Genomic DNA, 22,407 nt, shown 5'->3' with positions numbered 1-22,407 from the left:
TACGCCTGACGACCATAGCGAGCGTGAACCACCTGATCCCTTGCCGAACTCAGCAGTGAAACCGCTTAGCGCCGATGGTAGTGTGGGGTCTCCCCATGCGAGAGTAGGTCATCGTCAGGCACTTATAATGAAAAATCCCCCCAGGGCTGATGCCTTGGGGGATTTTTTTTGCGTGAAGGGTCAGGCGTGAATCGTGAGTAGGAAAACTCACACTGACTCACCACTCACCACTCACCACTCACCACTCACCACTCACCACTCACCACTCACCACTCACCACTCACCACTCACCACTCACCACTCACCACTCACCATAACGTGCGATTTTCTGGTGTTTTATTCCATATATAACAATTAGTTGCGTATTCAACATGGTATTGTTGCCAAGCAGCATCTAGTATTATGTTGTACGTATCTAGAAGTGAAATCTCAGGAGGAGAAATATATGACGACGGATTTAGCCAAGAAGTTAGCGATTGCCTTATTTATGGCTCTAATCGCTGGTGGCCTTGCCGCTTGCGATGATCAAGGCCCTGCTGAAGAAGCGGGTGAGAATATTGATGAAAGCGCAGAAGAAGCCGGTGAGAGCATGGAAGAGCTCGGTGAAGATATGGAAGATGCTGCCGAAGACTAGGCTGAGCATGTGTTTGCAAAGTTAGCTAAGCAGCCGCTGAAAAGCGGCTGCTTTGTTTTTGTATCGTGACTATTATTGTCCTGATAATGATAAAAACGAAGGAGGCAACGTGCTGCTAAAACGTGAGAAAAGCCTATTATTAATGGTCGATTTTCAGGCGGGATTACTGCCTGTGGTCGATGGTGGTCAAGAAGCAGTAAACGAGGCGGCTTGGCTAGGAGAAATGGCGTGCTTGCTTGATGTTCCGGTATGGTTAACTGAGCAGTCGCCAGAAAAATTGGGAGGATCCTCGGCGTCATTGCTCGCCTGCCTAAATAACTATCGGCTCTGGCAGAAACAGCATTTTGGGGCCATGGCGGAAGCTGAATTTCGTGAAGCGCTAAACGCAACGGGCAAAACGCAGATTGTACTGTGCGGAACAGAAGCACATATCTGCGTGCTGCAAACGGGGTTAGGGTTACTGGAAGCAGGCTACGATCTGTATTGGCTCAGCGAGGCATCTGCCAGCCGCCGGGTACAAGAAGCTTCGCTTGCTCGTGAACGTGCCCGCGCAAGCGGCGCTGTGGCTGTGACGGCGGATATGGTGGCTTATGAGTGGCTGCATCGTTGCGACACGGCACTATTTAAAGAGGCGCACCAGCGGCTCTTGAAGCCACGCTCTTCACGCCCCGTACGTTTTTTTTAGGCCAGCGCTCGCATTAGCGATCGGCTTCTTCGCGAGTAAACACGAAAGTATCGCCCTGGGAAGATGAAACATCAAAACGATAGCCTGCAACATCGAACGCCTTGAGCTGTTCTGGGTCATTAACTTGTTGCTGGATAAGCCAAGCACTCATCAGGCCACGTGCTTTCTTGGCGTAGAAGCTAATGATTTTAAAGGTGTCGTTTTTTTCATCTTTAAACACTGGCGTAATGACCCGCGCATTGAGTTGCTTGGTATCTACCGCCTTAAAGTACTCATTAGAGGCGAGGTTAACCAGCACATTGGAGCCGCTATCGGCAATAGCCTCATTTAAAGCAGGAGCCAGGATGGGCTTCCAATAGGCATAGAGATCCTTACCTGCACTATTGGGCAACTTGGTGCCCATTTCTAGACGGTATGGCTGAATTAAATCCAAAGGCCTTAGAAGGCCATATAAGCCGGAAAGTATGCGCAAATGCGACTGTGCGTAACGGTTCTCCGCTTCGCTGAAGTTTTCTGCTTGCAGGCCGGTATAAACGTCGCCCTGAAAAGCCTGTGCAGCAGGTTTGGCATTGCTCAGAGTGAAAGGAGGGCGCCACTCCTCAAAACGCGCCGCATTCAGGCCCGCCAATTTATCGCTGATACCCATGAGTTCGCTGATTTGCTGTGGCGAGTAATCACGCAAAATAGTGATAAGCGCTTGGCTGTGTTTCAGAAAGTCGGGTTGTGACACTTGCTCTGTGGTCGGTGGGGTTTCAAAGTCCAGCGTTTTGGCGGGAGAGATAATGCTCAGCATCGCATGCTCCTGGTCGTGCCCTGATAAATAAAAGCCTGATATAAGTGGGCTTAGTATACCAAGCCTCGGCAAAGGCCGAGGCTATAATGGCGATAGCCTGCCAATAACCCCACTGGCAGGTTAGTTGACCGGCGATTTTAAGGGCAGGGGTTGGGCATGCGGCGATGAATATCTTCGATGGCCTCTAGTACTTCGTTATCTAGTTTGAGACTTTCGCTGGCTAGGTTGCTTTCTAATTGTTCCATCGTGGTCGCGCCAATAATGTTACTGGTCAGGAAGCTGCGCGAATTAACAAATGCCAGCGCCATTTGGGCAGGATCTAGATCATGCTGCTGGGCCAGTGACACATAGGCTTGCGTAGCGGTTTCTGATTCTGGTGAGGTATAGCGCTTGAAGCGCTCATATAGCGTCAGGCGGCCTTTCGGCGGCTGGGCGCCGTTAAGGTACTTACCGGAGAGTACGCCAAACCCTAGTGGCGAGTAGGCAAGTAGCCCTACGTCTTCACGATGCGCAATTTCAGCCAAACCGACTTCGAAGGAGCGGTTGAGAAGGTTATAGGGGTTTTGCACCGAGGCGACCCGCGGTAGGTCCAGCTTGTCGGCAAGCTGCAGCGAGCGCATCACCCCCCAGGGGGTATCGTTAGAGAGCCCAATGGCCCTTACCTTGCCCGCATCCACCAGCTCTTTTAGCGCAGAAAGGGTTTCTTCTAAGGGTGTCGCGTCTTCGTCTTCACTATGTACATAGCCTAGCTTGCCAAAGAAATTGGTTTGACGATCTGGCCAGTGCAACTGGTAGAGATCAACGTAATCGGTATTCAAGCGATCCAGGCTGGAGTCGATAGCTTGATGGATATGCTCGCGTGTTAGCCGCGGCCCACCTCGGATATGATCAAGCCCAGGGCCAGCAGCTTTGGTGGCGATGATCAAATCGTCTCGGGCACCACGCTGTTTTAACCAACTGCCGATATAGCGTTCAGTAAGTCCTTGGGTCTTCGCCATAGGGGGGACGGGGTACATTTCTGCAGTATCAATGAAGTTGATACCAAACGCCACGGCTCGATCAAGCTGTTCGTGGGCTTCGGCTTCGTTATTTTGTTCGCCAAACGTCATCGTGCCTAAGCAGAGTCGACTTACCTCCATGCCGGTCCTACCAAGTGGGCGCGTTTGCATTTTAATCTCCTTACGAAGGCGGAATTGCCAATATAAAAGCCAACATACCAGCGCGGTAAACGGCGTATAGATGGCATGTTAGCGAGGCTCATTGAAAGCAGCAAATTAATGGGGTTGAGTCGTTGCGAAGGCAGGCGTATGCTTGCCAGCCCATCGACCGGCTAAAGGCCGGTTTCTCGTGTGGTTGGTAGCTATTATTGATGGCTGCTAGCCCAAGGTTCCATCAGATAGGCAGGGTGGTTTGCCATGCTGCAGGCATCAACGTTGTTTACTCGGCTAGAATTTCGTCTAGCCGAACGTTTGTTTCATAATCGCTGGTTGTTGCCGCGCTCAAAGCGTACCCAGCGTTTGACAATGCGCTTATTTAAGCGATGTGCGGACGCAGGGCACCCTGATGCGCTGTCCGTTTACGGCCATATGCTGTTTCATCGCAGTCAGACGCCTCAAGACAAGGCGCGGGGTGCACGTTATGTTCTGGAAGCGGCGCATGCTGGGGATATAAAGTCACAGTACCAAGTGGCGCAAATCCACGAGCATGGATGTGTGCAGTATCCTCGCCGCGAAGACTATGCCGTGACTTGGTACGCAAGGGCTGCCCAGTCAGGTCATTTCTTGGCCGCTGAACGCCTTGCACGTGCTTACCGGCTAGGTGAGTTAGGTTTGGCCGTGGATAGTGAACGAGCGGCTTATTGGCAGCGACAGGCGGAACAGCAGCCGTTAGATGATGTAGCCGTCGCATAGCGCTACCACACTTTGGTTGAGTGAGGAAGGTTGTGTCCGAGACGCTACCCACAGTACTAGATATTGAAGCGTCCGGATTTGGACGTGGCAGTTATCCCATCGAAGTAGGCATCGCACGTGCTGACGGGAGCTGCTGCGCCTTTCTCGTTCAACCATTGGACGAGTGGACACACTGGGATCCAAAAGCCGAGCTGTTGCATGGTATCTCCCGTGATCGGCTTATTCAGGAAGGTTACCCGGTACGCCAGGTTGCCCGCTGGTTAAACGATGAATTACGTGAGCTGGGCAAGGCTTACAGTGATAGTTGGGGTTATGACAATACTTGGCTCTCACTGTTATTCCATCATGCGGGTATGCTGCCGCGTTTTCGCCTTGAGGCGTTAAGAATTTTGCTAACCGAAGAGCAGCAGGCGCTATGGAGCGATACTAAAGAAGCCATGATTGCCGAACAGGGCATTCACCGCCACCGGGCGGGTGAAGACGCTCGTTTGCTGCAACTCACCTACCAGCATACCCGTCGACTCGTAGAGCCATAAGCTGCTCGGCCTGTTTTGCGATTGCTATCGGCTCGTTAGCGTTATAGCTGGGCTTCCAACGCATCCAGCAGGCTACTCGGCGTTGGTTCATCAAATAGCATCTCGCGAGTGGTGGGTCCTAAAAAACCATGGCTGACTGTGCTGTCTAGAAAGCTCAGCAGCGGTGAATAGAACTCTTCGATATTGAGCAACCCCATCGGTTTTTCATGCAAGCCTAGATAGCCCCAGGTCCATATCTCAAACAGTTCTTCCAAGGTGCCGATCCCGCCGGGCAAGGCAACAAAGGCGTCGGCGTTGGCTGCCATAGTGGCCTTACGCTCGTGCATATTGCGCACCCGGATTAGTTCGCTTAAGCCAAAGTGTGCCTGTTCACGCTCGACTAAGTGATCGGGCATCACGCCAATGACTTCACCGCCTGCCTCTAGTGCTGCGTTCGCCAGTTCCCCCATCAGTCCAATGCGCGCGCCGCCATAAACCAGCGTATGGCCCCGTTCGGCGAGCGTGCGCCCTAACGTTGTAGTTGCCTGATGAAAGGCTGGGCTATTGCCTTCACGAGAACCAAGATAAACGCAGATTCGGGCCATTCGTTTATTCCCTATAGCTAAAATAAAAGGGTGATGAATCAATTATCTCTTAGGGCAGACAACGATCGACCTGATGATGTTGGTCCATCCATTGCCCAATGACATTATCACCGCATAAATGGTGTGCATACTGAGTGTGAAGGCAGCGCACTTGGTGCCAGTTAGTAATGCCGCCAATGCCACGTTCGGTCATCACGTCCGTATAGCCTAACGTCGCGACTTCTTGCCGCTGAGCATCGCTCATATACTCCCAGCGAGCTGCCACATAATCACGATGACTTTGTAGATAAGCCTCTAGAAATTCTGGCTCCTCCTGAAGCCGCTGTTCCAGTGCTTTGATAACCCCAACGGCTTCAATGCGCGATATCTCAACTTTAAGAATATCCGAGCAGAGCCAATACAGAGTAGGGAAGGGTTTGCCATCGACGATGGGGGCCATGCGCAACACTAGCGGGGTACCTTCACCGTCGGTGGCGGCCACTGCTTCGATACCGCGCGGTGCACGGCCAAGCTGCTGAGCAATAATGGCGAGCTGACATTCGTCAGGCGCCTGATTGGTGCGTATCACCATCGGGTTGGTCTCTCACAAATTTAGTCGAGCGGCCAACGGCACGGAAAAAGCAGCGATTGAGCTGTTCAGGCGACGCGACATAGCACCACGTCCGCTCACAGTATTCAGCGGCTCGTGCCATTAGCACGTCGTAAAGGCGATTGAAGGGGGCATCATAATCGTAGGGGTCGGCACCAAACAAGCGGATATGCGGATAGTCGGCAAAGCGCTCAATGAAATAGCGCTCAAGGTCTGCCTCCACGGCGCGATGCTGGGCGACGTTGTCAGGGTCTATCCAGAGGTTGTAGCGGATTGCCATTATAAGGCTCCTGTTGCCCCGGCAGAGCGGGGCAGCGTCAATCAGGCGGGCTCAGGCGCGTCTTGTAGGTGCGACGTTAGTGCCTCGCGCAGGTCACCCTCAATGGGCATGGCGCACTTGGCCTGATGGTCATACTGCACCATAACGGTATGCCCCAGGTTAGTGAGCTTGCCGTGCTGCCGCGCCTCTTGGGTCACTGTAAACGAGCTATTGCCTAACCGCGTTAAGTAAGTACGTATTTCGATATCGTGACCGTAAAACAGTTCAGCCCGGTAGTCGACTTCCATGCGTGCCATAATCAAGCGCCACTGCTTAGGGTTTAAGTCAGGGGTAAAGAGTTTGAACAAGTCATTTCGGGCAAGCTCAAACCACGCTGGCAGGCGGGTGTTGTTAATGTGCCCTAAGGCGTCGGTATCGTAAAAGGCAGGCTCAATGGTACGGGTAAACATGGCTTGTCCTTATTGTTAAAAAAACAGGTATTAGTACGTGTAGTCGCAACGGCAACGTTCAGCATTAACCCAAGCAAGCGCTTGGTCAAGAGGTCTTGGTCAAGCGGTGCGGCGTTGATACCACGCAGTGAGTTGCATCCACCCCAGCAGCCATAGCGTGGCAGCAGCGAAGCCGGCCAATGTTCCCCAAAGCAACCCCAGCGTGCTGTAAGTATAGGAAACACATAGTGTGTAACTCAGTAGCGAGCCCAGTCCCATCGGGTAGTGCTTGATGACCGTCGCCACCGGTGCTGCTCCATGGTTCAGGTGTAGGATCAGCAAAAAGGGCAGCATCGTGACAGGGAATGCTGCCAACGTTCCCGCCCAGGCGGGCGGCAGCCAGTGGGCCAGACTGGTAATGGTAAATATAATCACGGTGGCAAGTGCGGCGCGGGCGGCAAGCGCCGGTAACGAAAACGTTCGGCTGGCGGGTATCCTGACATCAGCAATGTTGCGAAATAAGCCGCTGAACAGAGCAATGGCGCACAGTGTCACCAGCGTGCCGCTCAGACGTGTGAAGTTAAACTGAGCGAGTAGCGTGCTAACGGCGAGCCAAGCAACCAAACCGCCCGCCACGCCGCCAATGACACCTTTAACGCCCGGCTGTCGTCCTGCCAACCAATAACCTGCCCCTAGTGCCATTGTGGCCGTAAACCCCGCCAGGGTATGCACCGCACTTTGGGTCGCAAACTGAGGGGAAATTTCCAAGCCGATAAAAAATAGCGCCAACGCCGTGCCTAATGGGTAGCCCGCCAGCAGGCCCGCCATGCGCGGGCTAGCGCGCACCGCAATCGCGCCTAGCCCCAGCACCATGCTGATCGAAAGCCCTAATTTCGCTAGCTGCCAGGTGAGAGGGACTTCAATCATGCGGCGTTTTCCTTGCTGTTTTTGTTCGGGGGCTGTCAGCCTGCGAGCGCGTTAATTAAACCAAGCGCAGGCCTTGTTGGTCGCGCCAGGCGGCTTCAAGGGCATCTTGCAGGGGCGCTTGCAAGTGCGCGGGAAGCGCCTCCTGCGCCGCTTGCAGTGAATCAAACGAGCGGTTGCGCAGCCAGCAGTACGCCCAGGCGCAGGCTTCGGCGTCGCTATCGGGGGTCGGGCGAGCGGGCATTTGATTGAGAAGAAAGACCGCCGTGCGCGGCGCCCAGAGCGGCATTTCACCTAGCTCATCTTGGCTCCACTGCTCCAGGGTAGCGCCGCTGGGCGTGGCGTCGGGTGTGCCTAATTTAGCTACCCGTGCTGTTTCGGCCAAAATAAGCGCTAGCTGATCCGTATTCGCTTGCCCAAGCGAGCGCCATTGCCGCAACAGCGCCGATAGCCCCGCCCGCATCTTGGTATAAAAGTCATCTTGCGGCATGCTTGGCACAACCCCCTATTGAATGAGTGAGATTTTTCATGGCCTACGATTTTGCCACGCCTGTGGAGCGACGCCACCCAGAAGGTGGCTGGGCATCGCAAAAATGGCACCACTACGATAGCGATGTGCTGCCTCTTTGGGTCGCCGATATGGATTTTCGCTCCCCACCTGCGGTGATTGATGCACTGCAGGCGCGCGTGGCCCACGGTGTATATGGCTATGGCGAAGTGCCCGCTACGTTAACAGAAACCCTGTGTCAGTGGAGCGCTCGCCACTACGACTGGCCCATTCAGCCGGATTGGCAGCAGTGGCTACCGGGTGTCGTACCAGCTTTGCACCTGGCCGCGTTAGCGCTGACCGAACCAGGCGACGGTGTATTGACGGTAGCGCCGATCTACCCGCCATTTTTAGAGGTTGCAAAGCGAACTGGGCGACTACCCCAGCAGGCGATGCTGGCAGTGCCTTCAACACCCAACGAGGCTTGGCAGCTTGACATTGCCGCCTTGGAGGCCGCTATTACGCCACGTACGCGCTTGCTGATGTGGTGCCAGCCCCACAACCCTACGGGGCGAGTATGGCGCCATGAAGAGCTTGCAGCGCTGGCTGAGCTAGTGGAGCGCCACGACCTTTGGGTGGTCTCCGATGAGCTGCACTGCGACCTGTTATTAGACGAAGGCGCCCAGCACCGCCCGTTAGCCGCGGCATTTCCTGAATTAGCGAAGCGCACCATTACGCTATGGGCGCCGTCGAAAACCTTTAACCTGGCGGGCTTAACCAGCGCCTGCGCGGTGATTCCTGACCCTGCACTGCGTCAGCGCTTTGCTACTGCATCAAAAGGGCTGTTGCCCGACGGCAACGTACTTGGTTTGGTCGCGGCGGAAGCCGCTTATCGATATGGCGAGCCGTGGCGCCAAGCGCTGTTAAACGTCTTGCGCGAGCACCGAACAACGCTTCAGGCACGAGTAGCTAGTTGGCCGGGTGTTCATTGGCATGCGCCGGAGTCGACGTACCTAGCGTGGCTGGATATGCGCGAGGCAGGGTTAGGTGATGCGCCTTACAAGACGTTGCTGAAAGAGGCAGGGGTTGCGCTTTCGGACGGGGCGGCCTTTGGCAGCCCCGGCTTTGTGCGGCTTAACTTTGGTACCACCGCTTCCCAGCTGGAAGCGGCGTTGTCTCGTATGGATTCCCTGCTGAAGCGGGATTGAAAGCCTTCAGAAGACCCTAGTACAGCATCGCAAAGAGTTTGCGGCGGTAAGCAACGGTCAGCGGGTGGTCGGCGCCCAGGGCGTCGAACACCTGCAGCAGCGTTTTACGCGCGGCGTCATCGTTATAGGCGCGATCCTGCTTCATCAGCGCCAGCAGCGCCTCCAGCCCTTCATCGTAATGACCGTCGGCCACTTGGCGCAGGGCGCGCTGGTACTGCGCTTCGCTATCGGTGCGATCGCCCAGGGCCGCAATCTCTTCGGCTGAGAGTGCCTGCTCGCTAAACTCGATGCTGGCGCGTACGCCACGCGCAGGTGCTGCATCGCGCTCTTCGGGGGGCAGGTTATCGAGTACTTCACGGGCTTCGCTGCCGCGCCCTTCGGCCACCAATACCCGAGCGAAGGCTATCTGGTAAGCGTAGTGCTCTGGATACTGGCCCATCAGAGTTTGGTATATCTCGCGGGCACCGGCGGTGTCACCGGCTTTAAGCGCTTCTTCCGCCTGCTCTTCAGGGGTGGGCGGCGCTTCGCCGGGGGCTGGGAAGTAGCGATTGAGCCACTCGCGCACTTCTTTCTCCGGCAGCGCGCCCTGGAATCCATCGACTAAGCCGCCTTGGCTGATCAGCTTCACATCGGGCACTGAACGCACGCCAAGTTGGCCGCCGATTTCGGGGTTTGCATCTATATCGAGTTTGCCGAGCAGGAAAGCGCCCGCGTACTCAACCACCAGTTTATCCAGTACCGTGAGGAGAGTGCTGCTGCTTGCGTTGGACGGCGAGTAGCAGCCCAATAGCACCGGCACCTGCATGGACGCTTCAAGCACCTGCTGAATATTGTCAGCATTGAGCTCGATAATGACATCTTCAGGGCGCACCGCCGCCTGTTCAGCGTTAGGCGCGGTAGCGTCAGCACTTCCGGTATCCGCAGTCAGCGGCTTACCTGAGCGGGGATCAATAATCTGCATGGGTAGACTCGGTATCAAAAAATGAATAATAGTTTCCCATGATATGCAGGCATGCCACGGCGGATTCAAGGAAAAGGGGGAAATAAAACCAGGGCGCGGTTAGGTGCCCTGGCAGTACTACTGTTTCTGACGTGACTTAAGTGTTTCTGGCATGGCTTAAGGAATGATGTGCTCCGCGCGTAGGCGGGCGAACAGGTCGAAAAACGCTGCGCGTGTTTCGCGAAAGTGATCAAAGCCAAGTTGGCCATTTGTTTTTCTAGCGGCCGCGGCGTTTTCGGGCAGTCGGCTACTTTGAGCTCGAAGAATCCGCCAGTTTCATGCCACAATCGACGCCAGCGGAGCACATCGCCATTAATCGTGTTAAAGGCTTCATTATGGGCACCGGGCGCTATTAGGGCGCGCAGCGGTAATGGAGCAGGGGTTGGTGATGTTTCCCACGGGATCGCTGGCATGAGCAGGAGGTTGTTAACGAGCGTCTTGCCACTCCCCGCTGCTGATCAACGCACTTTCATTAATATTCGCATTGTACAGATAACACCACGCTTCCCCGTATCGGGTAGCCAACACCGCTCGGTCGTATACCCCTTCATCAGGCGCGTGGTGAAAATAGTCTTCTAATTTATCAAGCCGCGCTAATTGCTGGGCATTAATGGCATAAATTTCGACCACCGTACCGTTTGAAGGCGCTAGCTTAGCGCCTGGGTAAGGGCCAAGGTCATAAAGGGTAATCGCGTCCAGTCGGTCATGGCCGATGAGGGTCGCGCCTTCAAGCCAATGGTGATTGCGCCGCCCCTTTTTCAACGTACCGTATACAGCGACCCTAGGGCAGCGCTGTATATCGCGTTGCAAGTAATCCATTGTGTCGCTCCCTAATCGACAGGCACAAAAAAGCCGCTACCTTTCGGTAACGGCTTTTTCTATGTTTGGTAGCGGGGACCGGATTTGAACCGATGACCTTCGGGTTATGAGCCCGACGAGCTACCAGGCTGCTCCACCCCGCATCAACGTGTGGCGTATTCTACAGAAGTTTTATATGAAGTCAAGAAGGGGATTAACACATTCGGCTTATAGCCGTTGTATAGAACCTGCTGCAACATGGAAAGAGTGCAGCTATGCTTTAAGTAGCCATAACAAAAAGCTTACGCTGGTGCATTGTTGCTAAACCCAACAGTGCGTTGGGGTAGTAGAAGCGCAATCGCGCTTATTCATAATGGCTTGTGGCGCAATGTGCGTGCTGTTAGATCCAAGCCGTTTGTCATATCAGGGAGGTAGTCAATGGCCAATCAATCCCCCGTCGCCTGGGTAACAGGTGGAACTGGTGGTATCGGTACGGCAATTTGTCGTTCGTTGGCAGAGGCGGGTTATCTGGTCGTCGCGGGTTACCGCAACCCCGATAAGGCCAAAACCTGGCTAGAAACGCAGCATGCTGACGGCTATAACAATATTGAGTTGTCGGGTGTCGATCTTTCCAACCATACCGCCTGCCTGGAAGGTGCCCGCGAAATCCATGACAAGTACGGTCCCATTAGCGTGCTGGTGAACTGTGCGGGTATTACCCGTGATGGCACCATGAAGAAGATGTCTTACGAGCAGTGGTACGAAGTGCTCGACACCAACCTCAACAGCGTTTTTAACACCTGCCGTAGTGTCATTGAGATGATGCTTGAGCATAGCTATGGTCGTATCATCAATATTTCATCCATCAATGGTCGTAAGGGGCAGTTTGGCCAGGTCAACTACGCGGCTGCGAAAGCCGGTATGCATGGCCTAACCATGTCGCTGGCACAGGAAACCGCGACTAAGGGCATCACCGTTAATACTGTATCGCCTGGCTATATTGCTACCGATATGATCATGAATATTCCAGAAAAAGTGCGCGAAGCCATTCGGGAGACAATTCCGGTGAAGCGCTATGGCACGCCAGAGGAGATTGGACGATTGGTCACCTTTTTAGCCGATAAGGAATCAGGTTTTATCACCGGTGCGAACATTGATATCAACGGTGGCCAGTTTATGGGCTAGTGGTTTTCCATGGGCTGCTAAATACCGACAGTCCCTTACCAGGGAAACGCAAACGGGAGGCTATCAGCCTCCCGTTGTTATTGGGTTGTCATTAACCGTATTCGTATTGCCAGGTTACCCTAAGGTAGCGGGACACGTGCCAATCGGCTTAGCAGATTATCCAGTTCTTCCACTTCCTCGTCCCATAGCTTGGCAGGCATAGGGCCCAGTGCTAGAAGTGCGACCAAGATATCGTTGATGTCTTGATCGCGGCTTCGCTCTTGGTTGAAGCCTTCATTTAAACGCTCTACCTGAATAGCCAGGCGTAGAGGCTCATCGCTTTGGCGTACGCTACCCACGGCCAGCATCGAAAGATGTACTCTTAGCCGGGCTAGGGATTCCGCTATCTTGACGTAGTCAGCGTCTGACAGCGGTGCTGCTACCTGATGGCGCTGCAGGTTCCGGGTGCTGTGTGCCTTGCTAAAGGCAGCAGGAAGCGAAGCACTAAGCACCGCTTGTGCGTCCACATCGGTCGGTGTGCCTTCGCTGAGATAACGCTGATCTTCAGCTAAGTGAGCATTCACTAGTGGCATAATGGCATGCCACTGCTGAACTGTATCGGCGACTGCAAGACGGTTTAAGCGCTCTCTACGCGCACGAACGATGCCGCTTATGCGTTTCTGCATGCCTTCGCTGCGACGGTTGCGTGGCAGTGGTTCGAGCTGATTGGCCCGCTCAAGGAAACGGTCCAGCGTAGCGGCTTCGCTGGCCTCACTGGGTTGCCAGCTATCCATTTGATCAATGATTGTTTGCAACTCATCAAGTTGCTGTTGCTGACGTGCCGCCTGCTCATTTTTATGTGCATCGCGCTGGGCAAAGAGCTGGTCACACTCATGACGAAAGGTTTTCCACAGCGTTTGCTCTTCGCCTTTGGGCGCACGGCCTAGTGCACGCCATTGCTGTTGTAGCTGTTTGGTCAAGTGAATGCGCTGTGCCAGCGGTTGGCTGTCGTCGCTGCGCAGCGAGCTGACCTGGCTGATCAGATCCCGTTTTTGCGCGGCGATAGTTTCAGCGCGCTGATCGATCAGCGCCTGTAACTGATGACGAATAGTGCCGAAGCGGCGCCCAACGGCCTCGGAGCGTTCGCGTGGTACCGGGCTATGGTGGCGCCATTGATGGCGTGCTTTGTCTCGAATTTGCCGAAGTACATCGGGATCGGCGTCTTCAGAAGGCTGTGCTAGCAGGCTTTCAAGCTGATCACACAGGGCTTCGCGGGCCTTGAGGTTAGCTTCACGCTCCTCACTGAGACGATCCCGCCAAGGGGCAAGGCGTTCATGAATGCGATCCGAGGCGCTGCGAAATCGAGCGGATTGATCGCGATTAGCCGCTGCATCACCTAACGATTTCCACTCTTTGACCAGTTGGCGATGGTGACGGTCGAGCGCTTCTTCCGCCATGTAAATATCATTGGCCAGTGCTTCGATGCTGGCACATAGTTGTTCGCGCTTTGGCCCAGCGACAAACCCCCGCCAGTCGCGTAACTCCGCCAGTCTGGCGGCCAAATGCTTTAAGCGCGTTTTAAGCGGTTGAGCCGCGGGACCTGCCAGCGCTTCTATGCGTGGCTTAAGCCGCTGATGTAGCCGACTAGCACTTTTGAAGGCGCCGCGCTCTAGTAAGTGTTCAAAGGTGTCGAGCTCGCCCGCGTACACGTCGAGATTGGCGTTTTCTTCTTCCGGATGTAATGGCGCGGTGTTTTCAATATTGAGTGCTGCTTGCGCGCGGCCGAGTAATGCGGGAGGCGTTAATGCTTCTGGCCATTGGCATTCGCTAACCTGTGTCGCTAGGGTTGCGTAATCGCCGTTGGATAGCGAGGTTTTGATGTCATCGCTTATCGCGCACCAGCGCTGCCACGCCTCTAAGCATTGGTCGTAGTGTTGAATCACTAGCGTGTAGCGTTGGCGCATAGCGTCGCTTGGCGGGTGCATGTCGGAAAGCGCTTGCCAACGCTGGCCGAGTAGTTGGCGCTGAGCGCGCAGACTGTCGATATCCTGCACGGTCATGGCAGAGGCGTGGCAAAGGCCGTCTAAGGTTTCTTCGATGCCTTCAAGCAATTGCTCGCGGGTGTTTTCGGCTTCCTCACGCCGCTCGTCGCTCTGTTGGCGAGCCTGCGCTTGGGTTTCGTGATCGTGTAAGGTTTTACGACAATTTAGCAAGGCTTGATGGAATCGCTGCTCCTGCTCAGCGCTTGGTGGCTGAGTGAGCTGTTCCCACTGCCGCTCAAGATGGCGAAAACGCCCACCATATAGCGGCTCCCAAGGCGCACGTGCATGTTGCTCTAGTTGCTTCAGGAGCGTTTCGCGCTGTTGTTCTTCAGCTTCCAGCCATTGTGCATCGCTGCGTAAACGGTTGAGGCGATCACGCGCCAAGCGAACCACTTGGCGGTCGCGGCGGGCCTCTTTTAACAACCGCTTGAGCCCTTCTTCATCGTCAATGCGTTCGGCAGCCTGGTGGCGAACAGCCGCCACGCCGTTATGGCAAGCCTGATGAATTAAGTCATCCTCATCGTTAAGCTGGCCTAGTGCTGTTAAGCGCAAATTGAGGTTGTCTCCCTGCAAAGCCACTGCATTCAGTACCCTGGGCTCATTGATGCGCTCAACCAACGCTTGACGCTGATGCAGATCGGTATGACCTTCACGACCGCTGAGCCGTTGGCAAACTGCATTGAACCAGGCTTCGTCCTGATGATGGTGCGGGTAGGCATCGACCAGACCTGCACAGTCATCCAGAGCTATCAGCGCGGCAAGGCGAATCTGGCTATTAGTATCTTTCGTGAGCGACTGCAGCGCTTGGCGCTGTTCTGTTTGTTGAGGGTCTAGTCGCTGGAGGGCCTGACGACGTACTTCGGGGTCGGGGTGTTGCCACCGAGGTGCGAACAGGCGTCTTAACAGTCCGTGCATGGATCATCCTGCTGGTGCGTAGCATGAAAAAAAATCAGTCGTCGGCGACTTAGGCAGTTGCAGTCATCGGCGCTGTCGCTTAGCTTGGCATTACTATGATGTGGTAAGGGACTATTTTCTACACCACAATGCGTGATAGTACGCTACCTTTATCTTATATGAACATGACATGGAGTTCGGCCATGAGCCTTAACGTGGATAGTGCCGCTGTGGCCTTTACCTTCAAAGGCGGCATGCTGCCGATGACCGTCATGGAGCTAAGTAGCGCCGATCCGGAGCGAATTCGACTGCAGTTAGCGGGCAAACTTACCCAGTCGCCTGCTTTCTTTCAGCATACACCGGTTGTGCTCAGCGTGGAAAAGCTCGATGAACCTCACTTAGCCCTGGAGCGAATTTGCGCTGTATGCCGTGACCATAAGCTTTTGCCCGTGGCTGTACGTGGTGGGTCTGAGCCAGTTCGCCAATCAGCCTGGGCATTGGGATTAGGGTGGTTTCCGCCGGTAGAAGAGGGACGCGGTCGCGTATTGGAGAGTGTCAGAAATTCCCCTGTACATGAAGTAACCCCTGAAGAGACAACGTTGAGCGCGGCAGAATCACCATCGCTTGCTACGCGGCTATACCGTGGCACCGTTCGCTCGGGGCAACAGGTCAGCGCTGCGGAAGGAGATCTGGTCGTGATTGGTGCGGTAAACGCGGGGGCGGAAGTGCTGGCAGCAGGCAGTATTCATGTATACGGCGCACTGCGGGGGCGTGCTCTGGCGGGTATTCATGGCAATACGCAGGCGGGTATTTACTGCCGCGAACTGGAGGCTGAACTACTTTCGGTGGCAGGCAATTATAAACGCTTGGAGGATATTGATTCACAGCTTCTGGGCCGCCCCGCAGAAGTTCACTTTGCAAAAGAGCAACTTGAAATTAAGCCACTGGGATAAGGTTGGTATATGCGTACGCTGGTGTTATATGCCTAGCGACGCCGATGACACTATCCGTTACAGTGTAGCTTGTTGATGACATTGACGTTCCCGTTATGCGCTGAGCGTCAACTGACTCGCGCTCGCGACGAACGACTTCTAGAAGGAAGTGACTTTTGGCCAAGATAATTGTAGTGACCTCTGGTAAAGGAGGGGTCGGTAAAACCACCAGTGCTGCAGCAATTTCTACAGGGCTTGCACTGCGCGGGAAAAAAACCGTAGTGATCGATTTTGATGTGGGCCTACGTAATCTTGACCTCATCATGGGCTGCGAGCGACGTGTGGTGTATGACTTAGTTAATGTTATTCAGGGCGAGGCAGGACTTAATCAAGCCTTGATTCGTGATAAGCGCGTCGAGAATTTGTTTATTTTGCCAGCTTCTCAAACCCGCGATAAAGACGCGCTGACCCAAGAGGGCGTTGCGGAAATTCTGGAAAAGCTGAAAGAAGACTTCGATTATATTCTCTGTGATTCCCCAGCGGGTATTGAGCGTGGCGCCCAGTTGGCGATGTATTTTGCCGACGAAGCGATTGTGGTCACCAACCCTGAAGTCTCTTCAGTGCGCGACTCGGATCGTATTTTAGGGCTGTTAGCCTCCAAAACCCGACGTGCTGAGCAAGGCGCAGACCCTATCAAGGAGCACCTGCTGGTCACCCGGTATAACCCTGAACGTGTCACCTCCGGCGATATGCTGACATTAGACGATATTCGCGAAATTTTAGCGATTAACTTGCTGGGCTTGATTCCTGAATCGGAAGCCGTACTGCGCGCGTCTAACCAAGGCGTGCCAGTGACCCATGATATCTCTAGTGACGCGGGTCAGGCCTATAGCGACACCGTATCGCGCCTGCTTGGCGAAGACATGCCGCTGCGCTTTCATGAGATGCAACGCAAAGGCCTGCTAAGCCGTATGTTTGGGGGAGGTCGTCGATGAAACTGCTTGAGTTCTTGAAGCGTGAGCGCAGGAAATCCGCCTCGGTAGCCAAAGAACGTTTGCAAATAATTGTAGCGCATCAGCGTAGCCAGCGCGGCCAGCCTGACTATATGCCGTTGCTTGAGCGTGAACTGCTTGAGGTGATTCGCCGCTACGTGCATGTGGATGATGACGCTATTCAGATTTCGTTGGATAGCGAAGACAACTGCTCCGTGCTTGAACTGAATGTTACTTTGCCGAAGAGTTGAGTCCCTTACCTAAGTCCAAACGCTGAATACGGGGCGAGAGGGGTGGCGGGTATGCTAGGCTTGGGCTTTTCATTGCTCAGCGGAGTGTTTGTTCATGGCGCCACCCAATGCTGCCCCTGCCAGTTTTCTCTGGCATGACTATGAAACCTTCGGGGCTGATCCGCGCCGCGATCGGCCCGCGCAGTTTGCTGCGCTGCGAACCGATGCCGAGTTAAATGAAATCGGCGAGCCGATCGAGCTCTATTGCAAACCGGCCGATGACTACTTACCCCACCCCGCGGCCTGTTTGATCACCGGTATCACCCCTCAAAAAGCTCAACGCCATGGTCTCCCCGAAGCAGAGTTCGCGGGTGAAATTCAGCGCCATATGAGTGAGCCGGGTACCTGCGTGGTGGGCTACAACAGCCTGCGTTTTGATGACGAAGTCTCCCGCCATCTGTTTTACCGTAATTTGCTTGATCCTTACTCCCGCGAGTGGCAAAACGGCAATTCCCGTTGGGATTTGATCGATGTTGTGCGAGCCTTCTATGCGTTGCGCCCGGATGGCATTGAGTGGCCTTTGCGTGAAGATGGCGCCCCCAGCTTCAAGCTTGAGCACTTGACGGCGGCGAACGGCATTGCCCATGAGGACGCCCATGACGCCGTGGCCGATGTGCGCGCTACGATCGCGTTGGCGCGCTTGCTCAAAGCGCGCAATGCGAAGCTGTTTGATTATCTGCTCGGTCTGCGTGGTAAGCGTGCAGTAGCCAAACAGCTCGATTTACCCGGCGCCAAACCACTGCTGCATATTTCCCGGCGTTACCCCGCCAGCCGGGGCTGTAGTGCGTTGGTCATGCCGCTGGCTGAACACCCTACCAATCCTAATGGGGTGATCGTTTACGATTTAAGCATTGATCCCAGCGATATGCTGAGCATGTCGGCGGAGCAGATTCGTGAGCGCGTATTTGTCAGCCAGCAGGATCTAGCCGAAGGCGAGGCGCGTATTCCGCTGAAAGTCATCCATATCAATCGCTGTCCGGTGGTCTTCCCCGCCAGTGCCCTAAAAGACGTTGAAGGTCCCCGGCAGGGTGAGTACGGGGCCATCGTTGAACGCTTGGGGTTGGATGTAACCGCCTGCCGTCAACACTGGAAAACGTTGCGAGATTCCAGTGGTGTTGCAGAAAAAGTCGCCGAGGTATTTAGCGCAGGTTACGAAGATGCACCACAAGACCCGGACTTAATGCTCTATTCAGGCAGTTTTTTCTCGGCTGCTGATCGCCAGCAAATGGAACGGGTACGAGAAATGCAGCCTTGGGATCTGGTAGGGCAGCGCTTTGCGTTTCAAGATCCACGCTTGGAAGAGATGCTGTTTCGCTTTCGTGCGCGGAGCTACCCGGACACCTTGGAAGGCGAAGAGCGTGAACAGTGGGAGTCGTTTCGCTGGATGCGCATTAATGACCCTGCGCTAGCAGGCTTTACGCTAAAGGCCTTTGCGCGGGAAATTGCCCAGTACAATCAGCAAACGCTCAGCGATCGCGAACGGCAGATTCTGGAAGAGCTGGTGATGTTCGTGGAAGCCATGATGCCGGCCCAGGCGTTTGACGCCTGAGCCGAGATCAGTAACGGGGTTTAGCGTTAAGGAGTCGCTTGGTCGTTACGTGTTTTAGGCAGGGGTGAGCGCGCTTCTCGGTAATCACTTACATCGCTAGGTTCGTCGCCTGGATTAAAGCGTATATCCAGAGCGTGCCCGCGAAGCGCTGGCCAGAGAGCCTTGATATCTTCAAGGCTAACATCAAGCACTAGGTCGGCCCGTTGTTCACGACGGTCAAAGCGTACGTCCTCCAATGCTGTTGCCTGCCAGTAACGGTTGGCCATGCTCTCAAGACTGGTGTCGCGCTGACGCAGCTGATCGTGTACCGCTTGCCGATAGGGCGCCAGGTCTTCGTCGCTTAACTGGTCGAGTCGCTGATCAGCCTCTTCAAGAAACGCATCCATACGCGCAGCGATAGTGTCGCTCTCTACATCGGATGACTGAACCACTAGGGCAATCCCCGGTGCTTCGAGTAGCGGCGAATAACCCGCATTAACGATATAGCCGAGTTGTTGTTCCGTGCGTAGCTGTTGGTAAAACGGCGTTTCCAACCACTGAGCGATCACGCTAGTCGTTGCTTGCTCTTGCGGTGTTTGGTCACGAGCTTGCAGGTAGCGCAGGACCAACGACTCATCCCGTGAACTGTGAGGGTGCAGTACATTATGTTCTTCACTAACCGCGAGTGGGGTTAGGTTGGCTATATCGTCGCGCGTCAATTGCGGCCGAAGCTTTGCACGTATTAGCTGTGTTTGTTCGCGAGCCAGTTCCGCATCGAGATTACCTACTGCCATAGCATCGACATAGAGGTCGTCTAGAAAACGTTGACGAAAGTCCTCTAAATGGCTTCGTTCAAAGCGATCGCTGGCGGCAAGCAGTTCAGCAGTTGACCACTGGGGTGTGAGCAAGGCTTCGCCCAGCGTACGACTGGCTTGGCCATACAACGACGCCTGGGGCGCGTTGCGCCATTCGCGTTGCAGCTGGTAACGCACGCGTTCAAAGGCACTGTCTGTGATGGCGGCGTTTTCTAATTGCTCAAGCGCCTGTTCAATTAACGGGGTTTGGCCATCCCGCCAGCCTGAGAAAGAGAGCGTCATGCCGCGTGAGTGAGGGTAGGCGCTAAACGCCTGACCTGCCAGCCAGGCGGGATAGAGAGATTCGTTCAGGCTGTCGTTGAGCCAATTGGTGAGCAGCCGGGTGAGCGCCGCCTCTTCGGCTGAATAGCTAGCGGTGGGGTTCTGTAGGCTGATTCGCCACTCAACTTTTGGCGTATCAAAACGCGCACTCTGCATATGCCAAGCGGTAAACGAGGGCGTATCGACTAACAGGCTCGGCTGCTCATCCTGCCCTTCCAGCAGTGTCAGGTCACTGGCGATGAAGGGGTTGGGGCCTGGTAGCGCCAATCCGCCAAGGGCCTGGCCCGACTGGTCGGGTGTTTGCTCTTTCCATTGCGTATTGAACCAGGGGGTAACCGTGTCGCTCTCTACATCCGGCGTGGAGTAAACACGCAGCATATTATCCGTCGTTAGCGCATCCAGATAAGCTTGCTGACGTTCCGCATCGGGGCCGTCCATGCGGTAAGGCGCGTACTGTACGTCTTCCACCGGATAGCGTGACAGATTCATGGCGAGACGGGTCGCTTCCTGTTGCGGGGCACCATGCTGCTGAAAGCGGAAAGCCTGCTCATTGAGGTCTGCCTGTTCCTCGTAGCGCCAATCAGCGAGGCCCTCGTTACGCAGTTGCTCAATGGCCGCAAATAGGGTGGCTTCGATATCATCCAAGCGCTCGGCGCCCGTGGGGGTAAGACTGATGGAAACAGTAAATAGCGCCTCGTTACCATCGCCGCGGCCAACACCGGCTGAAAGCCCATCGGCGAGCCCTGCGTCACGCAGTATCGCCAACAAACTGCCTTCGCTCTCATTGCCTAGTAGGTGGGCGATTAGCTGTGCTGGTTTGGTGCGATAGTCGTCGGTGGGGTCGGGCACCGGAAAATAGAAACGTAACTGACGGCGATCTTGCAGCGACTGACGCTCGATATAGCGGGGGAGAGTGTCGGCTTCCACCAGTGGCGCATCAACAGTGGGCACGCTTAAGTCGTTGTCAGGAATATCAGCAAAGCGTTCGGCTACCCACTCCTCCAGCGTATCGAGCGGCTGTGGAGCCACTACTGCCAGGTTCATCACATTGGCGTCGTAATGCTGGTGGTAGAATTCGATGACCCGCTCGCGCAGCGTTGCTTCGCCTTCAGGCGGGCTAGCTAAGGTTTCCCGGCTACCTACGGCAAAGCCGGTGGTGGGGTTTTCAGGGTTTAAGAGCTGGTTAAGTACATCGTTTTCGCGGCGGGATTCATCACGAATACGCGCCATGTACTCCGAGTGAACGATGTTGCGCTCGCTTTCCAGTTGATCAGCGTTAAATAGCGGCGAAAGGAAAAATTCGCTGAAACGGTCAAGCGCGCCCGGCAGTGCCGATGGCTCAATATCAAAGAAATAATTGGTATCCTGCTGCGCCGTAAAGGCGTTGTGAGAGCCCGCATTATTGGAAATATAACGCTGGTAAGCATCGGATTCTGGGTAGGGCTCGGTGCCTAAAAACAGCATATGTTCTAGAAAATGTGCTAACCCTTGAAGGTCATCGGGATCTTGGGCGCTGCCTACCCGCACATTCATTGACGCCGCCGCCTTGTCCGCTTCCGGATCACTCACAAGCAGCACATTAAGGCCGTTTTCAAGCGTCAAAACGCGGTAGTCCCGGCTGTCATAAGGGCTAATGATGGGGGTGACTATTTCCTTAACGCCATCAGCAGCCTCCTCGGCAACTGAGTTATCGCTTGCGGCGAATGCGAGTGGCGACATCGCGATGCTTGCGATAACGCCAATTAGGGCGCCCTGGGGCAGAAGATGCCAACGCTTTAAACAAGTGGGACGCAACATTACAGCTCCTGTGACACAGCCCAGCGCAGCATCGACCCAGTAGGGTGGGCACAAGCCGATGACTGATAGGCGGGATTATTGACATGGTTAGATACCGGAAAAGCGCCCAACAGTTCCAAAGGAGCAGGCGCTAACAGCGAATTAAGCGTTTCTGAGTCAGTATTCGGGTCAAGCCAAGCCGTTAATGCATGGCTTGGAATGACAACCGGTAAGCGGTCGGTTAACGGCGATAAAAGTAGATTGGCGGGCACGGTGATCAAGGCAGCGGAATCGGTAAACGCTGTTAGCGTGGTGTGGTAACGGCACCATAACGCTCCCAATAGGAGCGGCGCCCGCAAGACTTGGATCACTAAATAGGGTTGTTTACTGCGCGGCTGCGTTTTCCAAAGATAGAAGCCGCTGACAGGAATAACGCAGCGGCGCGAGCTAAAGGCATCGCGAAACATCGCACGTGAAGCAAGGGTCTCGGCCCGGGCGCAATGTGGCGCGTAATCCAATACTTCCAACCAAGGCGGCGTAAGCCCCCAGAAAAGCGACGAGAGCCGATACTCGCCTTGTTCAAGACGAATCGCTGAAATTGGCCGCCGTGGCGCCAGGTTCGGCGACTCAATTAGTGAGTCGGTGGACTCAAGTGTCGGTAATAAACGGGTCAGCGGTAAATTTTGTACGTGCAGTCGCCCCGTCATACCCTTCTCCTTAAGCAAAATCGTCGTGGAAGTGACCCTGTATAGCGGGGGACTTCGTGCAATTAAGCACGAAATGTAGTGTTTTAGTGT

At 54.8% G+C, this 22,407-nt stretch carries 23 protein-coding genes, 1 tRNA gene and 1 rRNA gene; 11 read left to right on the top strand and 14 right to left on the bottom strand.

The features are described 5' to 3' along the window. Positions 1–4 precede the first annotated feature (4 nt). The 3 genes from rrf to ACUVOF_RS04550 all read left to right on the top strand — a co-directional run bounded on the left by rrf (position 5) and on the right by ACUVOF_RS04550 (position 1,319). Positions 5–120, top strand: a 5S ribosomal RNA gene (gene rrf, locus ACUVOF_RS04560). Positions 121–445: 325 nt separating this feature from the next. Beyond that, positions 446–634, top strand: coding sequence for a hypothetical protein (locus tag ACUVOF_RS04555; RefSeq protein ID WP_447043209.1), 189 nt, complete (start codon positions 446–448; stop codon positions 632–634). Positions 635–743: 109 nt separating this feature from the next. Beyond that, positions 744–1,319, top strand: coding sequence for an isochorismatase family protein (locus ACUVOF_RS04550; protein ID WP_447043208.1), 576 nt, complete (start codon positions 744–746; stop codon positions 1,317–1,319). 13 nt (positions 1,320–1,332) lie between these two features. On the opposite strand, the gene yaaA is transcribed toward ACUVOF_RS04550, so the two are convergent. Together yaaA and ACUVOF_RS04540 are read right to left on the bottom strand one after the other, a co-directional pair. Further along, entirely contained in the window at positions 1,333–2,112 is a 780-nt protein-coding gene (gene yaaA / locus ACUVOF_RS04545) for a peroxide stress protein YaaA (protein ID WP_447043207.1), read from the bottom strand. A gap of 137 nt (positions 2,113–2,249) precedes the next feature. Next, on the bottom strand, positions 2,250–3,281 hold the full coding sequence (locus ACUVOF_RS04540) for an NADP(H)-dependent aldo-keto reductase (protein WP_447043206.1): 1,032 nt from the start codon (positions 3,279–3,281) through the stop codon (positions 2,250–2,252). Positions 3,282–3,527: 246 nt separating this feature from the next. Between ACUVOF_RS04540 and ACUVOF_RS04535 the strand changes: the two genes are divergently transcribed. Then, a complete protein-coding gene (locus tag ACUVOF_RS04535) occupies positions 3,528–4,022 on the top strand; it encodes a tetratricopeptide repeat protein (RefSeq protein ID WP_113268439.1) in 495 nt (164 codons plus the stop codon). Between the two features lie 32 nt (positions 4,023–4,054). Next, entirely contained in the window at positions 4,055–4,558 is a 504-nt protein-coding gene (locus tag ACUVOF_RS04530) for a hypothetical protein (RefSeq protein WP_447043205.1), read from the top strand. Between the two features lie 41 nt (positions 4,559–4,599). On the opposite strand, the gene ACUVOF_RS04525 is transcribed toward ACUVOF_RS04530, so the two are convergent. From ACUVOF_RS04525 to ACUVOF_RS04500, 6 genes are all read right to left on the bottom strand, one after another. Continuing rightward, the gene (locus ACUVOF_RS04525; protein WP_447043204.1) at positions 4,600–5,142 is read right to left on the bottom strand and encodes an LOG family protein; all 543 of its coding nucleotides are present in this window, start codon (positions 5,140–5,142) and stop codon (positions 4,600–4,602) included. A gap of 49 nt (positions 5,143–5,191) precedes the next feature. After that, the gene (locus ACUVOF_RS04520; protein WP_447043203.1) at positions 5,192–5,713 is read right to left on the bottom strand and encodes a DUF501 domain-containing protein; all 522 of its coding nucleotides are present in this window, start codon (positions 5,711–5,713) and stop codon (positions 5,192–5,194) included. Next, complete coding sequence (locus ACUVOF_RS04515) at positions 5,685–6,011, bottom strand: hypothetical protein (protein ID WP_447043202.1); 327 nt, start codon at positions 6,009–6,011, stop codon at positions 5,685–5,687. Before ACUVOF_RS04515 ends, ACUVOF_RS04520 begins: the two co-directional genes overlap by 29 nt. 41 nt (positions 6,012–6,052) lie before the next feature. After that, the gene (locus ACUVOF_RS04510) at positions 6,053–6,460 is read right to left on the bottom strand and encodes an acyl-CoA thioesterase (protein WP_035576454.1); all 408 of its coding nucleotides are present in this window, start codon (positions 6,458–6,460) and stop codon (positions 6,053–6,055) included. A 99-nt stretch (positions 6,461–6,559) separates the two neighbouring features. Continuing rightward, entirely contained in the window at positions 6,560–7,366 is an 807-nt protein-coding gene (locus ACUVOF_RS04505) for a hypothetical protein (RefSeq protein WP_447043201.1), read from the bottom strand. A gap of 55 nt (positions 7,367–7,421) precedes the next feature. Continuing rightward, complete coding sequence (locus ACUVOF_RS04500; RefSeq protein WP_113268446.1) at positions 7,422–7,853, bottom strand: hypothetical protein; 432 nt, start codon at positions 7,851–7,853, stop codon at positions 7,422–7,424. 38 nt (positions 7,854–7,891) lie between these two features. Between ACUVOF_RS04500 and ACUVOF_RS04495 the strand changes: the two genes are divergently transcribed. Then, positions 7,892–9,058: a MalY/PatB family protein gene (locus ACUVOF_RS04495; RefSeq protein ID WP_447043200.1), complete on the top strand. Its 1,167-nt coding sequence runs from the start codon at positions 7,892–7,894 to the stop codon at positions 9,056–9,058. A gap of 16 nt (positions 9,059–9,074) precedes the next feature. On the opposite strand, the gene ACUVOF_RS04490 is transcribed toward ACUVOF_RS04495, so the two are convergent. From ACUVOF_RS04490 to ACUVOF_RS04480, 3 genes are all read right to left on the bottom strand, one after another. Continuing rightward, positions 9,075–10,019: a co-chaperone YbbN gene (locus ACUVOF_RS04490; RefSeq protein ID WP_447043199.1), complete on the bottom strand. Its 945-nt coding sequence runs from the start codon at positions 10,017–10,019 to the stop codon at positions 9,075–9,077. A 465-nt stretch (positions 10,020–10,484) separates the two neighbouring features. Continuing rightward, positions 10,485–10,877, bottom strand: a complete 393-nt coding sequence (locus ACUVOF_RS04485) for a gamma-glutamylcyclotransferase family protein (RefSeq protein ID WP_447043198.1) — start codon at positions 10,875–10,877, stop codon at positions 10,485–10,487. Between the two features lie 66 nt (positions 10,878–10,943). After that, positions 10,944–11,020: transfer RNA gene (locus ACUVOF_RS04480), tRNA-Met, on the bottom strand. 274 nt (positions 11,021–11,294) lie between these two features. Between ACUVOF_RS04480 and phbB the strand changes: the two genes are divergently transcribed. Then, positions 11,295–12,041, top strand: coding sequence for an acetoacetyl-CoA reductase (phbB, locus tag ACUVOF_RS04475; protein WP_447043197.1), 747 nt, complete (start codon positions 11,295–11,297; stop codon positions 12,039–12,041). Positions 12,042–12,160: 119 nt separating this feature from the next. On the opposite strand, the gene ACUVOF_RS04470 is transcribed toward phbB, so the two are convergent. Continuing rightward, positions 12,161–14,977 carry a DUF349 domain-containing protein gene (locus tag ACUVOF_RS04470; RefSeq protein WP_447043196.1) on the bottom strand — a complete coding sequence of 939 codons (2,817 nt, stop codon included), beginning with the start codon at positions 14,975–14,977 and terminating at the stop codon, positions 12,161–12,163. A gap of 182 nt (positions 14,978–15,159) precedes the next feature. Here ACUVOF_RS04470 and minC point away from each other — a divergent pair, with 182 nt between their 5' ends. From minC to sbcB, 4 genes are all read left to right on the top strand, one after another. Next, positions 15,160–15,909 carry a septum site-determining protein MinC gene (gene minC / locus ACUVOF_RS04465; protein ID WP_447043195.1) on the top strand — a complete coding sequence of 250 codons (750 nt, stop codon included), beginning with the start codon at positions 15,160–15,162 and terminating at the stop codon, positions 15,907–15,909. A gap of 155 nt (positions 15,910–16,064) precedes the next feature. Then, positions 16,065–16,883 (top strand): septum site-determining protein MinD, encoded by an 819-nt coding sequence (minD, locus tag ACUVOF_RS04460; RefSeq protein ID WP_113268455.1) that lies wholly within the window; start codon positions 16,065–16,067, stop codon positions 16,881–16,883. Continuing rightward, on the top strand, positions 16,880–17,131 hold the full coding sequence (gene minE, locus ACUVOF_RS04455) for a cell division topological specificity factor MinE (RefSeq protein WP_035564989.1): 252 nt from the start codon (positions 16,880–16,882) through the stop codon (positions 17,129–17,131). The genes minD and minE overlap by 4 nt, the downstream gene beginning before the upstream one ends. A gap of 94 nt (positions 17,132–17,225) precedes the next feature. Then, positions 17,226–18,719, top strand: coding sequence for an exodeoxyribonuclease I (gene sbcB, locus ACUVOF_RS04450; RefSeq protein WP_447043194.1), 1,494 nt, complete (start codon positions 17,226–17,228; stop codon positions 18,717–18,719). Between the two features lie 26 nt (positions 18,720–18,745). Here sbcB and ACUVOF_RS04445 read toward each other — a convergent pair whose 3' ends face one another. Then, on the bottom strand, positions 18,746–21,631 hold the full coding sequence (locus ACUVOF_RS04445) for an insulinase family protein (protein WP_447043193.1): 2,886 nt from the start codon (positions 21,629–21,631) through the stop codon (positions 18,746–18,748). After that, positions 21,631–22,317 carry an SOS response-associated peptidase gene (locus tag ACUVOF_RS04440; RefSeq protein ID WP_447043192.1) on the bottom strand — a complete coding sequence of 229 codons (687 nt, stop codon included), beginning with the start codon at positions 22,315–22,317 and terminating at the stop codon, positions 21,631–21,633. Before ACUVOF_RS04440 ends, ACUVOF_RS04445 begins: the two co-directional genes overlap by 1 nt. Between the last annotated feature and the right edge of the window lie 90 nt (positions 22,318–22,407).

It is taken from the genome of Vreelandella sp. H-I2, from assembly GCF_052959335.1.
This window is presented reverse-complemented; position numbering and strand designations above follow the sequence as displayed.